The sequence below is a fragment of the Streptomyces lacrimifluminis genome (genome assembly GCF_014646095.1).
In the GTDB taxonomy this organism is placed as follows: Bacteria; Actinomycetota; Actinomycetes; order Streptomycetales; family Streptomycetaceae; genus Streptomyces; species Streptomyces lacrimifluminis.
In genome coordinates this window covers 57725-71287 of record NZ_BMMU01000009.1, presented here as the reverse complement: position 1 = coordinate 71287, position 13563 = coordinate 57725, and the positions used below count along the sequence as shown (strand labels likewise).

The 13563-nt window shown below is 70.1% G+C and carries 10 protein-coding genes; 5 read left to right on the top strand and 5 right to left on the bottom strand.

Features of this window, described 5'->3' with window-relative positions:
- Positions 1-11: 11 nt before the first annotated feature.
- The 5 genes from IEY89_RS15820 to IEY89_RS15800 form a co-directional block, all read right to left on the bottom strand.
- Positions 12-458, bottom strand: coding sequence for a heat shock protein transcriptional repressor HspR (locus tag IEY89_RS15820; RefSeq protein ID WP_059072898.1), 447 nt, complete (start codon positions 456-458; stop codon positions 12-14).
- A gap of 5 nt (positions 459-463) precedes the next feature.
- Complete coding sequence (dnaJ, locus tag IEY89_RS15815) at positions 464-1651, bottom strand: molecular chaperone DnaJ (RefSeq protein WP_189148026.1); 1188 nt, start codon at positions 1649-1651, stop codon at positions 464-466.
- 36 nt (positions 1652-1687) lie between these two features.
- Positions 1688-2338 (bottom strand): nucleotide exchange factor GrpE, encoded by a 651-nt coding sequence (grpE, locus tag IEY89_RS15810; protein WP_189148025.1) that lies wholly within the window; start codon positions 2336-2338, stop codon positions 1688-1690.
- Positions 2335-4188, bottom strand: coding sequence for a molecular chaperone DnaK (gene dnaK, locus IEY89_RS15805; protein ID WP_189148024.1), 1854 nt, complete (start codon positions 4186-4188; stop codon positions 2335-2337). Before dnaK ends, grpE begins: the two co-directional genes overlap by 4 nt.
- A gap of 98 nt (positions 4189-4286) precedes the next feature.
- On the bottom strand, positions 4287-5315 hold the full coding sequence (locus tag IEY89_RS15800) for an MraY family glycosyltransferase (RefSeq protein WP_189148023.1): 1029 nt from the start codon (positions 5313-5315) through the stop codon (positions 4287-4289).
- Between the two features lie 256 nt (positions 5316-5571).
- Between IEY89_RS15800 and IEY89_RS15795 the strand changes: the two genes are divergently transcribed.
- From IEY89_RS15795 to IEY89_RS15775, 5 genes are all read left to right on the top strand, one after another.
- On the top strand, positions 5572-7890 hold the full coding sequence (locus IEY89_RS15795; RefSeq protein ID WP_189148022.1) for a heterodisulfide reductase-related iron-sulfur binding cluster: 2319 nt from the start codon (positions 5572-5574) through the stop codon (positions 7888-7890).
- A 146-nt stretch (positions 7891-8036) separates the two neighbouring features.
- The gene (locus IEY89_RS15790; RefSeq protein ID WP_189148021.1) at positions 8037-9449 is read left to right on the top strand and encodes an FG-GAP and VCBS repeat-containing protein; all 1413 of its coding nucleotides are present in this window, start codon (positions 8037-8039) and stop codon (positions 9447-9449) included.
- Between the two features lie 145 nt (positions 9450-9594).
- The gene (locus IEY89_RS15785; RefSeq protein ID WP_189148020.1) at positions 9595-10905 is read left to right on the top strand and encodes an FG-GAP repeat domain-containing protein; all 1311 of its coding nucleotides are present in this window, start codon (positions 9595-9597) and stop codon (positions 10903-10905) included.
- 147 nt (positions 10906-11052) lie between these two features.
- Entirely contained in the window at positions 11053-12441 is a 1389-nt protein-coding gene (locus IEY89_RS15780; RefSeq protein ID WP_189148019.1) for an FG-GAP and VCBS repeat-containing protein, read from the top strand.
- Positions 12442-12585: 144 nt separating this feature from the next.
- Positions 12586-13545, top strand: coding sequence for a Yip1 family protein (locus tag IEY89_RS15775; RefSeq protein WP_189148018.1), 960 nt, complete (start codon positions 12586-12588; stop codon positions 13543-13545).
- The last annotated feature ends 18 nt before the right edge of the window (positions 13546-13563 follow it).

Below are 13563 nucleotides of genomic sequence, written 5' to 3'. Positions count from 1 at the left end.
GGCGCGCCCGCCTAGTCCTTGGCCTTCTTAGGCCGCCAGACCACCAACGCACTCGTCTGCTGCACTTCCTGGTACGGCACCAGATCCCGCCGGTACGAGGCGTGAACCGCCGCCTCCCGCTGCTGCATGGCAGCCGCGGCCCCGTCCAGCGCCGACTCCATCTCCGCCACCCGTGACTGCAACGCGGCGACCTGGTTCTCCAGTTCGATGATCCGCTTGATGCCGGCCAGGTTGATGCCCTCGTCCTGCGACAGTGCCTGCACCGTGCGGAGCAGTTCGATGTCGCGGGCCGAGTAGCGGCGGCCCCGGCCGGCGGTGCGGTCGGGGGAGACCAGGCCCAGGCGGTCGTACTGGCGCAGGGTCTGCGGGTGCAGGCCCGAGAGCTGGGCCGCCACCGAGATGACGTAGACCGGGGTCTCCTGCGTCAGTTCATACGGATTGCGTCGACGACCGTCCATCTCGGTCAAGCTCCCTTCGCTGCCTCGAACAGCTCCGCCCGCGGATCCTCGTCCGCGGTCGCCTCGCGATACGCCTCCAGTGCGTCACGAGCCTTCCCCGTCAGCTCCGTCGGGACACTCACCTCGACGGTGACCAGCAGATCGCCCCGGGTGCCGTCCTTGCGGACCGCGCCCTTGCCCCGCGCGCGCATCGTGCGCCCGTTGGGCGTGCCCGGGGGCAGCTTCAGGGTGACCGGCGGGCCGGCCAGGGTCGGGACCCTGACCTCGCCGCCGAGTGCCGCCTCGGCGAACGTCACCGGCACCGTCACCGTCAGGTTGTCTTCCTTGCGGCCGAAGACCGGGTGGCTGTCGACATGGACGGTGACGTAGAGGTCTCCGGCCGGGCCGCCGCGCTCGCCAGGCGCACCCTTGCCGCGCAGCCGGATGCGCTGGTTGTCCGCCACGCCCGCCGGGATGCGCACCTGCATCGTCCGGGACGACTTGGCGCGCCCGGAGCCGCTGCACACCAGGCAGGCGTGCTCCGCGATCAGGCCCCGGCCCTTGCAGTCAGGGCAGGGGTCCGTGAGCGAGAAGCCGCCGCCCGAGCCGCGAGCGACCTGGCCGGTCCCCACGCAGGTCGGGCACACGCGCGGCGTGCCGTTCTTGTCACCGGTGCCCGAGCACGCCTTGCACGGCGACTGGGACGTCATGCGCAACGGGACCGTCGCGCCGTCGACCGCCTCCGTGAAGCTCAGCGTGACCTCGGTGTCGATGTCCTGACCGCGCCGGGGCTGGGTACGCGTGGTCCCGCCGCCGCCCCGGTTGAACAGACCTCCGAAGACGTCTCCGATGCCACCGCCGAAGCCGCCCGCACCGGAACCGCCGGGGGCCCCGCCCGGGGCGCCGCCGAAGAGGTCACCCAGGTCGAAGTTGAAGGAGCCGCTGCCCGCACCCGGCCCGGGGCGGAAGCCGCCGTTGCCGAAGAGAGCGCGGGCCTCGTCGTACTCCTTGCGCTTTTTGGGGTCGCCGAGGATGTCGTTGGCCTCGGAGATCTCCTTGAAGCGCTCCTCGGCCTTGGCGTTGCCCTTGTTGGCGTCCGGGTGGAACTCGCGGGCGAGTTTCCGGTACGCCTTCTTGATCTCGGCCTCGGTGGCGTCCTTGGGGACGCCGAGGACCTTGTAGAAGTCCTTCTCGATGAAGTCCTTGGTGCTCATCCCCGACGTCCCTCCCTTCCCGCGTCAATGCTCACGTCAGCCCTCTTCCGGGCCACCGCTCTCCTTGCCGTCCGCCGCGTCCCCCGACTCCGGGGTGGCCTGCGCCCCGGGCTGGGGCTCGGCCACCGCGACCCGCGCGGGACGCAGGTTGCGCTCGCCGAACTTGTAGCCCGGCTGCAGGATCGCCACACAGGTCGTCTCCGTGACGTCCGGCGCGTACGAGTGCATCAGGGCCTCGTGGATCGTCGGGTCGAAGGGCTCGCCCTCCTTGCCGAACTGTTGCAGGCCCATCTTGGCGGCGACGGTCTCCAGCGACTCGGCGACGGACTTGAACCCGCCGACCAGTTCGCCGTGTTCCCTCGCGCGGCCGATGTCGTCGAGCACGGGCAGGAGTTCGGTCAGGAGGCTCGCGATGGCGATCTCCTTGACCACGACCCGGTCCCGCTCGACCCTGCGGCGGTAGTTCTGATACTCGGCCTGGAGCCGCTGGAGGTCCGCGGTGCGCTCACCGAGCGCCGTGCGTACCTGGTCCAGCTGTGCCGTCAGACCGGCGACCTGTGCTGCTGCTGCGTCCCCGGCCGGGGACGCCCCCTCCGAAGAGGGGGCGTCCTTCGGCTCGGCGTCGTCGGGGGTGGCGCCGGAAGGGACGTCGGGCTTCTCGTCGAAGCCCGGAGTCTCCTCCGTCACGCGGCACCGTCCTTGCGGTCGTTGCGCTCGTCGTCGACGATCTCGGCGTCCACCACGTCGTCGTCGGCCTTCGGGGCCTCGGCGCCGGGCACGTCGTCACCGGCGGCCTGACCGGCCTGGGCGTCGGCGTACATCGCCTGGCCCAGCTTCTGCGAGACGGCGGCGACCTTCTCCGTGGAGGTGCGGATCTCGGCGACGTCCTCGCCCTTGAGCGCGGCCTTCAGCTCCTCGATCGAGGCCTCGACCTCGGTCTTGATGTCGCCGGGGACCTTGTCCTCGTTGTCCTTGAGGAACTTCTCCGTCTGGTAGACGAGCTGCTCGCCCTGGTTGCGGGTCTCGGCGGCCTCGCGGCGACGGTGGTCCTCGTCCGCGTACTGCTCGGCCTCCTGGCGCATCCGGTCGACCTCGTCCTTCGGCAGCGAGGAGCCGCCGGTGACGGTCATCTTCTGCTCCTTGCCCGTGCCGAGGTCCTTCGCGGTCACGTGCATGATGCCGTTGGCGTCGATGTCGAAGGCGACCTCGATCTGCGGCACGCCGCGCGGGGCCGGCGGCAGGCCCGTCAGCTCGAACATCCCGAGCTTCTTGTTGTACGCCGCGATCTCGCGCTCGCCCTGGTAGACCTGGATCTGGACGGACGGCTGGTTGTCCTCGGCCGTCGTGAAGATCTCGGAACGCTTGGTCGGGATCGTGGTGTTGCGCTCGATGAGCTTCGTCATGATCCCTCCCTTGGTCTCGATACCGAGGGACAGCGGCGTCACGTCGAGGAGCAGGACGTCCTTGACCTCGCCCTTGAGGACACCGGCCTGGAGCGCGGCGCCGATGGCGACGACCTCGTCCGGGTTCACGCCCTTGTTGGCGTCCTGACCGCCGGTCAGCTCCCTGACGAGCTCGGCGACCGCGGGCATACGGGTGGAGCCACCGACGAGAACGACGTGGTCGATCTCGGAGAGGTTGATCCCCGCGTCCTTGATGACGTTGTGGAACGGCGTCTTGCAGCGCTCCAGCAGGTCGGCCGTCAGCTGCTGGAACTGGGCGCGCGTGAGCTTCTCGTCCAGGTGCAGCGGGCCCTCGGCGGAGGCCGTGATGTAGGGCAGGTTGATCGAGGTCTCGGTGGACGAGGACAGCTCGATCTTGGCCTTCTCGGCGGCCTCGCGGAGGCGCTGGAGGGCCATCTTGTCCTTGCCCAGGTCCACACCGTGGCCGGCCCGGAACTGCTGGACCAGGTAGTCCATGACGCGCTGGTCCCAGTCGTCACCACCGAGGTGGTTGTCACCGTTGGTGGCCTTCACCTCGACGACGCCGTCACCGATCTCCAGGAGGGACACGTCGAAGGTGCCGCCACCGAGGTCGAAGACGAGGATCGTCTGGTCGTCCTTGTCGAGGCCGTACGCGAGAGCGGCGGCCGTCGGCTCGTTCACGATGCGCAGGACGTTCAGGCCCGCGATCTCGCCGGCCTCCTTCGTCGCCTGACGCTCGGAGTCGTTGAAGTAGGCCGGGACGGTGATGACCGCGTCCGTGACCTTCTCGCCCAGGTAGGCCTCGGCGTCGCGCTTCAGCTTCTGCAGGATGAACGCGCTCATCTGCTGCGGGTTGAAGTTCTTCCCGTCGAGCTCGATCTTCCAGTCGGTGCCCATGTGGCGCTTGACCGACCGGATGGTCCTGTCGACGTTGGTGACCGCCTGGCGCTTGGCGACCTCGCCGACCAGCACTTCACCGTTCTTCGCGAAGGCGACGACGGACGGCGTGGTCCTGGCACCCTCGGCGTTGGTGATGACGGTGGGCTCGCCGCCCTCCAGAACGCTGACGACGGAGTTAGTCGTGCCCAGGTCGATGCCGACCGCACGTGCCATGTCAATTCCTCCAGCAGCAATGACTTGAGTGGAACAGGCTCAAGTGTGCATCACTCCCGGCGTGTGGTCAACAGAGCTGAGTCGACCGCACTCAACTCTTATCCGTTCCTTACGCGCAATTCCGCTCTGACCTGCGCCGATTGCTCGGCGGGTGGCCGCCGAACCCCGTACACGGGAACTCTCAACAGCCCCAGCACGACCACCCCTGCCACCCCCGCCACCCACCACAGCCCCGACTCCCCGGCCCATCCGCCGTGCGCGAGGACCCCTACCAGCACCGCCCCGAAGGCGCCCGCGCCGAGCAGCACGGCCGCCCCGCGCGGGGTGAGCCCCAGCCGCCGCAGCCGGTGCGCGAGATGATCGGGGCCGCCACGCAGCAGGGGCCGTCCGGCCAGCCGCCGCGACACCACGACGAGCACCACGTCCGCGCCGGCCACGGCCGTGAGCGCGAACAGCACCCCCGCACTGGACGCCGGTTCGTGCCCGGCCCGCACGACCACCGCCGCCGAGGCCAGCACGAACCCGGTGAACAGGGACCCGCACGCGCCGAGGGCGATCCGCGCGGGATGCCAGTTGTGCATGAGGAACCCGGTGAGCGCGGCGGCCAGCACGCTCAGCAGCACGGCGAGCCCGTCGAGCACCTCGACGGCGGCACACGCGGCCACCCCGAAGGCGGTCAGCACCCCGACCGTCCCCACCAGCCCGTCGGCATGGTCGAGGGCCCGGAACGCGAGGGCGACGAACACGATCCAGAGGACCGCGAGCGGCCCGCCCCCGAACCCCAGCTCCCCGTACGGCACCACGAACGCGGCGGCCACGGCCGTACCGACGACGAGGAAGCGCGCCTTCACCCGCCGTACGTCGGCCACGAGCCCGAGCGCGCCGACGCCCGCCCCGGCGACGAGCAGCCGACCGATCCCGTCCCCGAGCGGGGCGTGCCCGGTCCACTCCCCCACCCCCGCGACCAGCCCCGTCGCGAGCACGACGGCAAGCCCGCCGAGCAGTGGCAGGGGGCGCGCCCGGCGCCGGTCGAGTACGCCGAGGCGCAGGGCGGGTGTCCGCAGGAGGGCGGCTAGGACGGCGGCGAGGAGAAGGGCGGCGGTGGCGGCGAGGATCCCGTAGAGCACGGGCTCACGGTAGGCGGAAACGTAACAATTCTGTACGAATAACACGACTTAACATCGTCTGATCCGATCGGCTTCGATCTACGACTCAGGTAAGCCTCAGCGATCCAGATCACTCCGCCCCTGACTACAGTGCGGGCCAGGATGTTGGGTAGTCTCTGACAGACTGCCTAAGTTACCGCTTAGTAATAGTCTTGACAGGTATCTCCGTCAGTCATCTCCATCAGTCATTACGTGCGCAGGCCTGAGGAGCCCCGACATGCAACTCGCCGCGATCATCGTGTCGCTCGTCCTGACCGTGATCGGCGTCGCGCTGCTCGCACGCGCCATCGGTCAGTTCGTCCGGTACTTCAAACTCGGCCAGCCGGTCCCGGCCGGCCTTCGGACGGACAACCCCTACCAGCGCAGTGTGACGCTGGTGAAGGAGTTCCTCGGCCACACGCGCATGAACCGGTGGGGCATCGTCGGCTTCGCCCACTGGTTCGTGGCGGTCGGCTTCCTGACGCTGCCGCCGACCCTCGCCCAGGCCTTCGGCCAGCTCTTCTCGGCCGACTGGACGCTGCCGGTCATCGGCGGCTTCCTGCCGTTCGAGCTGTACATCGAGTTCATCGGTGTGATGACGATCCTCGGCATCGCCGTGCTGATCGTGATCCGCCTGCTGAACCTGCCCTCGCGCCCCGGCCGCAAGTCCCGCTTCGCGGGCTCCAAGGCGGGCCAGGCGTACTTCGTCGAGTACGTCATCCTCACCATCGGCCTCGCGATCTACGTGCTGCGGGGCCTTGAGGGCGCGATCCACCACGTCGAGCACTACGAGGCCGCGTACTTCGCCTCGTACCCGCTCGTCCTCGCCTTCAAGGGCCTGAGCGTCGGCACGCTCCAGAACCTCATCTACCTCACCGCGATGGTGAAGATCAGCACCTCGTTCGTCTGGATGATCGTCGTCTCGCTGAACACCAACATGGGTGTCGCCTGGCACCGCTTCCTCGCCTTCCCGAACATCTGGTTCAAGCGCGAGGCGACCGGCGGCACCGCCCTGGGCGCCCTCCAGCCGATGACGTCCGGCGGCAAGCCGATCGACTTCACCGACCCGGGCGAGGACGACGTCTTCGGCGTCAGCCAGGTCGAACAGTTCTCCTGGAAGGGCCTGCTCGACTTCTCCACCTGCACGGAGTGCGGTCGCTGCCAGTCCCAGTGCCCGGCCTGGAACACCGGCAAGCCGCTCTCCCCCAAGCTGCTGATCATGTCGCTGCGGGACCACGCCCACGCCAAGGCCCCGTACCTGCTGGCGGGCGGCGGCAAGACGGTGGAGGGCGAGGAGAAGGCGAGCGCCGAGCAGCTGGCAGGCGTACCGGCCGCCGCCCTCGCGGAGGCCGAGCGCCCGCTGATCGGCACCCTCGAAGAGAACGGCGTCATCGACCCGGACGTCCTGTGGTCCTGCACCACCTGCGGCGCCTGCGTCGAGCAGTGCCCGGTGGACATCGAGCACGTCGACCACATCGTCGACATGCGCCGCTACCAGGTGATGATCGAGAGCGCCTTCCCCTCCGAGGCGGGCACGATGCTCAAGAACCTGGAGAAGAAGGGCAACCCCTGGGGCCTGGCGAAGAAGCAGCGCCTGGAGTGGCTCAAGGAGCTCGACTTCGAGGTGCCGGTCGTCGGCCAGGACATCGAGGACCTGACCGAGGTCGAGTACCTGTACTGGGTCGGCTGCGCGGGCGCGCTGGAAGACCGCGCCAAGAAGACCACGAAGGCGTTCGCCGAACTCCTCCACATCGCGGGCGTCAAGTTCGCGATCATGGGCGGCGACGAGAAGTGCACCGGTGACTCGGCGCGGCGGCTCGGCAACGAGCCGCTGTTCCAGGAGCTGGGCATGGAGAACGTCATGGCGCTGAACATGGCGTTCGGCGAGGAGATGGACGACGACGGCAAGGTGACCGAGGAGTCCCGCAAGCCGAAGTCCGCCAAGAAGATCGTCGCGACCTGCCCGCACTGCCTGAACACCATCGGCAACGAGTACCCACAGCTCGGCGGCGACTACGAGGTCATCCACCACACCCAGCTGCTCCAGCACCTCATCGACGAGGGCAAGCTGCTCCCGGTCACCCCGGTCGAGGGCCTCATCACCTACCACGACCCCTGCTACCTGGGCCGGCACAACAAGATCTACACGCCCCCGCGCGAGATCATGTCGGCCGTCCCGGGCCTGCGCCAGCAGGAGATGCACCGCCACAAGGAACGCGGCTTCTGCTGCGGCGCGGGTGGCGCGCGGATGTGGATGGAGGAGCGGATCGGCAAGCGCATCAACAACGAGCGCGTCGACGAGGCCCTGTCCCTGAACCCGGACATCGTGTCGACGGCCTGCCCGTTCTGCCTGGTCATGCTCACCGACTCGGTCAACGGCAAGAAGGCTGCAGCCGATAGTGGCTCCGCCACGGGCGCCAAGGCGAAGGAGTCCATCACGGTGGTGGACGTCGCCCAACTGCTCCTGGAGTCCGTGAAGACCCCGGTGGACGACGAGGAGCCCCCGGCGGGCGAGCCGGAGTCGGAGAGCGCGCCGGAGCCGCAGCCGGTGAAGTAAGCCTGGAACGGGTACGAAGGGGGTCGACGCCGGGGGCGTCGACCCCCTTCTCGATTCACCGAACTCCCGTACAACCATTGCCACTTGCCGCAGGTCTCCTGATCGCCCAGTACCTCGCCCGTGATCGCCGCGTCCCTGGAGACCCCTTGCGCCCCAGACCCACCGCCCGCGCCGCCCTGCTGACCACCGCCGTCCTCGCCGCCACCGTCAGTCCCGTGGCCCTCGGCGCCCCGGCGTCGGCCGCGCCGGCGAAGCACGTGGACGACTTCAACGGTGACGGCCACCGCGACCTGCTCCTCGGCGACCGGACCGCCACCGTGGCCGGAAAGCGGGACGCGGGCGCCGTCGTCGTCATCTGGGGGTCGGCGACCGGGCTGAACACCGCCAAGCGCTCGGTGATCACGCAGAACAGCCCCGGCATCGCGGGCGTGGCCGAGGCGAAGGACGGCTTCGGCGCGAAGGTCACCTCGGCCGACCTGGACAAGGACGGCTACGCGGACGTCGTCGCCACCTCCCCCGGCGAACTGCACGCCGACCGCCACGGCACGGTCACCGTCCTGTGGGGCTCCAGGTCGGGGCTGACCAAGGGCAGTACGTACGCGTCCCCGGGCAGCAAGAAGGAGATCTTCGGCCTGGACGTCGCCATCGGCGACTTCAACGCGGACGGCAGGCTGGACCTCGTGTCCGTGGACGGCGAGTTCGTCTGGTTCCTGCGCGGCCCGTTCACCAAGTCAGGCGGGCGCGGCACGGCCACCAACCTCGACCCGCAGGACGGCGAGAACATCAAGGCGGAGATGGTGGTGGCCGGCAAGGTCACCAAGGACGCCACCGCCGACTTCGCGCTCATCGGGTACGACGTGGACACCAACAGCAAGAGGGTCTGGTTCTACCGGGGCGGCAGGAACGGCCCCGCCAAGCCCTGGAAGAGAAGCCTGCCCGCCGCCTCCGACGAGCTCACCGGATCGAGCGCCGTGATCGCCGACTTCGACCGCAACGGCTACGGCGACCTCGCGATCGGCGTCTCCCGCTCGGGCAGGGGCGGCGCGGTCCACGTCATGCCCGGCACGGCCACCGGCCCCGCCGGCAGGCTCACCACGCTGACCCAGAACACCGCGGGCGTCCCCGGCAGCGTGGAGGACAACGACTTCTTCGGGTACGACGTCTCGGCCGCCGACACCAACGGCGACGGCTACCCCGACCTGGCCGTCGGCGCCCCCTACGAGGCGATCGGCACCAGCTACTGGGCCGACGGCTCCATCACCGTCCTGCGCGGCGGTTCCACCGGCCTCACCGGCAGGAACGCCCGCCAGTACGACCGCACCACCCCCGGCCTGACCAACGTCTCCCCGGACAACGCCTGGCTCGGCGCGTCGCTCCTCCTGCGCGACCACAACGGCGACGGCCGCGCCGAGCTGATCGCCACGGCCCACGAGGGGGGCCGCCTCCACATGTTCCCCGGCACCTCGTCCGGCCCGACGGGCACTGGCTCCCGGACGCTCACCGTCCCGCAGCTCGGTCTGGGCGCACGGGCGTTCATGGGGGCGAGGCTGGCGGACTGAGGACACCCTCCGCCATCTACCGCCGGACACCCCCGTGGTGTGGTGTTCCGCACCGCCACGGGGGTGTCCCCGCAACTCGAACACGTGCATCATTACTGAGTCGTTGTCAATGGGGCCAATGATCCGGACGAGGTGCAGGGTGCCGATGCTGGTGCGAAGAGGCGGTCGGGGTACGGCGGCCACCAGCGGGTTGGTGGCCCTCGGCGCCCTGGTGGCACTCACCGCCTGCGGCCCACCGCCCGGCGACGACCGGGCAGCCGCCGACCGGACCCCCGTCCAGGTCGCCAAGGCCCCCGCCCAGCGCCCGATACCGCAGGGCGACGGCAGCGAGGTGGCCGACGACTTCAACGGTGACGGACACCGCGACCTGGTCCTCAACGACCTGGTCAAGGACCAGCTCCACACGGACGACGCCGGTATCGGCATCGTCTACGGCTCCCCGGGCGGACTCGTCCCGGGCACCCGGCAGTTGCTGAGCCCGGCGCGCCAAGCCGCCCGTACGAAGGGCCAGTTGCCGGCGGTCTTCGACGCGGAGGACACCTGCGACCTCGACGGGGACGGCTTCACCGACCTGATCGTTTCGACGGATCCCCCGTACAACGGCCAGGGGCAGCCCCCGGTGCCCCTCCAGTTCCTCTTCGGCTCCCCGGACGGCCTCACCGGCCGCGCGGTCGCCCTCACGATCCCGGCACGGGCCCGGGCCGGCAACGACTGGCCCGACCAGCCGGTGTGCGGCGACTTCGACGGCGACGGCGCCCAGGACCTCGTCGTCCACGCCTCGAACGTCCAACTCAGCTATCTGCGCGGCCCGTTCACCCGCAAGGGCGTCCCGAGCAAGGCCGGTGCGCCGATCACCGCCCCCGGCAACGTCCCCACGGGCCCGGCGGCCGACGTGAACCACGACGGATACGACGACCTGATCGTCCGTACGGCGGACGGCACCGCGAAGTCGGCGGTCGTCCTCGGCGGCCCGGACGGCCCGACACGCACGGGGACCGTGCTCCCCGAGGGCATCGACGTCGCCCTCGGCCGCTTCGGCAAGGGGCGCGACCTGGACGCGGCGGTGGGCGCGATGGGCGAAACGTCTCTGCGCTACGACCTCCCCGACGCCGCCACCGGCACCCTCGCCTCCCCCGGCTCGATGCTCGACACCGGCGACTTCGACGGCGACGGCCGCGACGAACTCGTCTCCAGCGGCTCCCGGTTGAGGGTGTTCCGCGCGCCGACAGCGGCGGCCGGGCTCTCGACGGCGGGCCTGGTGACCGTCGCACCGCCAGCCCGGGGCACGACCCGGGTCCTCACCGTCGGGGACTTCGACGGCGACGGACGGGCCGACCTGGCGGTGCGGACGTACCGGGGCGAGACCTGGGACGAGGTTGCCGTCTATTCCGGGACAAAGGGTGGAACAGTGGCGGCCGAGCCGTCGGTGACGTTCTCCAGCTCGGAGTTCCGGTAGGAGCGTGCGGGGAATCACGGAAATCCGCCGGCTCCCGTACAACCCTTGACCGTTGCCGACGGTCTCCCACGTACTCGCGGACCGACCACCGCGCCGACCCACGCACACGTACATGTACACGCACGCGCACAAACGGGGAGACCACTCATGCGACGCGACCGCACCACCACGACGGCCCTGGCCGCTGTCCTGCTCGCCACCGGCCTGGCACCACTGGCCCTCACCACGCCCGCCGCAGCCGCCGCCGCCAAGTTCGCCGACGACTTCAACGGCGACGGCTACCGCGACTACGCCGCGTACTCCTACGGCGCCGACGACGCCCTCCCTGGCGGCGCCGTCAAGGTCACCTTCGGTACGGCGAACGGGCCGGGCACGAGGGTCCAGTACGTCAGCCAGAACAGCCCCGGCGTCCCCGGTTCCGACGAGGCGGACGACCAGTTCGGCGAGGTCAGGGTCGCCGCCGACTTCAACGCCGACGGGTACGGCGACCTGGCCGTCGCCGCCACCGGCGAGGACCTGGCCGGGCGGGTGAACCAGGGCTCGGTCACCGTCCTGTGGGGCAGCAGGACCGGCCTGTCCGGCGGTACCAGCATCCCGGCGCGGTCGAACACCTCGTACGGCCGCATGGGCGCGGACCTCGCGGTCGGCGACTTCAACGGGGACGGCAAGAGGGACCTGGCCGTCGTCGCGGGCGGCAAGGCATGGGTCTACCGGGGCACCATCTCCCGCTCGGGCGTCGCCGGTTCGGTCACCTCCTTCGACAAGGACGGGATCCACTTCGAGGTCACCGCGCTGGTCGCGGGCAACGTGACCGGTGACAACAAGACCGACCTCGTCGCCATCGGTGACGTCGTGGGTGAGAACTTCATCGCCTCGGACGCCTGGTTCATCAAGGGCGGCAGCAGCAAGCTGGTCCCCGGCCGCACGCTCCGGCTGGAGAGCAAGAACAGCGCCGGCGGCGAGAGCGAACGCGGCGGGGACGGAGTCATCGCCGACTTCAACAAGGACGGCAAGGGCGACATCGCCATCGGCACCCCCCTCTTCTCCTCCTACCGCGGCGAGGTGAGCGTCTGGTACGGCGCCGCCGCCGGCCCGGCCAAGTCCGCCCGCTTCACCCAGAACACGGCGGGCATCGCGGACACCGCGGAGACGTACGACTCCTTCGGCGGGAGCATCGCCGCCGGCGACATCAACGGCGACGGCTACCGCGACCTCGCGATCGGCGCGGAGGGCGAGCGGATCGGCAACAAGCCCTACGCCGGTGCGGTCCACGTCCTGTACGGCCGGGCCGGCGGTCTCACGACAGCGGGCTCGCAGTTCTTCGCCCGCAACTCGGCCGGCATCCCCGGCGACGTCACCGACGGCGACGGGTTCGGCATGAGGCTGAGCCTGCGCGACGGCAACCGCGACGGCAGGGCCGACCTGTACATCCGCAGCCTCTCGGGCTCGCTGCGGCTGCTCGGCTCGCCGACGGGGATCAGGACGGCCGGGGCGACGTCTGTGCCGGAGGGCCTGGTCGACGGGATGCTTCCGTAACGGAGAGAAGCGGGATACTCCCCTGATGCTTACCTAGGGGAAATCTGAGGGCCCCCTTAAGGGATGTAACAGCTGGGCAGCAAAGCGGGGTCCGAGAGCCCCGGCCCCACCCGTCACTCTCCGGGACCCGGTACGTTCGATGACGTGGCTGGATTCAGGATCGGACGGGGCAGCCGGGACAACCGGGCCCCGCAAGCGCGACCGCAACAACAACCGCGGCAGCAGCCGTACGGCCAGCAGCCCCCGCAGGGCGGCCCGTCGTACGGCTACCCGTCCGCGCCGCAGCAGCAGCCGTACGGCGGCTCGGGCGGCGCCGGACGGCCGTGGCCCCCGCAGGCGACCGCCGGCGGCGGTTACGGCGCACACGGCTCGCACGGCGGGCACGGCGAGCCGGAGTACTTCGGCGACGACAGACAGGGCCACGGGCCCGGCCACCCGAACGCCCCCGTGGACCCGTACGCGGCCAACAACCCTGGTCACACACAGGCGTTCACGGTCGACGACGACCCGTACAACCAGGGCGACACCTACCGCGCCGGCTCCGCCTCTGCTCCGCCGGCCGGTCCGCGGCTGCGCTGGAAGGAACTGCTGCGGGGCGTCGTGACCTCCCCCAACCGCACGTTCCTCCAGATGCGCGACTACTCGGTGTGGGCGACCGCCCTCGTCGTCACGTTCCTGTACGGCCTGATCGCCGTCTTCGGGTTCGACGACACCCGCGAGACAACGATCAACGCGACGCTCAACAACGCGATCCCGATCGTGCTGACGACGGGCGTGGCGATGGTCCTGAGCGCCTTCGTCCTGGGTGTGGTCACCCACACCCTCGCCCGCCAGCTCGGCGGCGACGGCGCCTGGCAGCCGACGGTCGGCCTCTCCATGCTGATCATGTCCATCACGGACGCCCCCCGTCTGCTCGTCGCGATGTTCGTGGGCGGCGACGCCCCCTTCGTACAGATCCTGGGCTGGGCGACCTGGGTCGCGGCAGGCGTCCTGCTGACCATCATGGTCCGCCGCTCCCACGACCTCCCGTGGCCGAAGGCCCTGGGTGCGTCGGCGATCCAGCTGATCGCCCTGCTGTCGATCGTGAAACTGGGGACGTTCTAGGGACGACCTGGACACACA

Bases quoted from the DNA above. Each gene is read 5' to 3' on its own strand.
- IEY89_RS15820 (WP_059072898.1), bottom strand. From the start codon at position 458: ATGGACGGTCGTCGACGCAATCCGTATGAACTGACGCAGGAGACCCCG.
- dnaJ (WP_189148026.1), bottom strand. From the start codon at position 1,651: ATGAGCACCAAGGACTTCATCGAGAAGGACTTCTACAAGGTCCTCGGC.
- dnaK (WP_189148024.1), bottom strand. From the start codon at position 4,188: ATGGCACGTGCGGTCGGCATCGACCTGGGCACGACTAACTCCGTCGTC.
- IEY89_RS15795 (WP_189148022.1), top strand. From the start codon at position 5,572: ATGCAACTCGCCGCGATCATCGTGTCGCTCGTCCTGACCGTGATCGGC.
- IEY89_RS15785 (WP_189148020.1), top strand. From the start codon at position 9,595: ATGCTGGTGCGAAGAGGCGGTCGGGGTACGGCGGCCACCAGCGGGTTG.
- IEY89_RS15780 (WP_189148019.1), top strand. From the start codon at position 11,053: ATGCGACGCGACCGCACCACCACGACGGCCCTGGCCGCTGTCCTGCTC.